The organism is Priestia sp. SIMBA_032 (assembly GCF_046535215.1).
GTDB classification, from domain to species: Bacteria; Bacillota; Bacilli; order Bacillales; family Bacillaceae_H; genus Priestia; species Priestia aryabhattai.
The window spans coordinates 1-247 of sequence record NZ_JAWRXD010001295.1; the positions used below are offsets into that span (position 1 = coordinate 1).

General features: G+C 47.8%; 1 protein-coding gene. It reads left to right on the forward strand.

What is annotated here, in order from left to right; genetic code table 11:
- Positions 1-56 precede the first annotated feature (56 nt).
- A partial coding sequence (locus SB717_RS38505; RefSeq protein WP_410908484.1) for a hypothetical protein occupies positions 57-247 on the forward strand: 191 nt, incomplete at its 3' end.

Sequence of the window (247 nt, forward strand, 5' to 3'; positions counted from 1 at the left end):
CTCCCGGCGGTAGCTTAGTTTTATTACGATACCTATTCGCAGCAGATAGCAGACCATTGCATTTTCGCAGCGACGGAAAATGGGAGGAGATTATTGACCCCAACGACCCCAGGTTCGGGTTTCTCGAAGATTGGGATAACCTTGATGACTTTTTAGCTTTCATCAGTTATGAGCCGCACACGGATGGAGCGGTCCATGATTTGTTGCATGCAGAGGCTATCCAGTGGTTCGATCAGTACGGAAATTA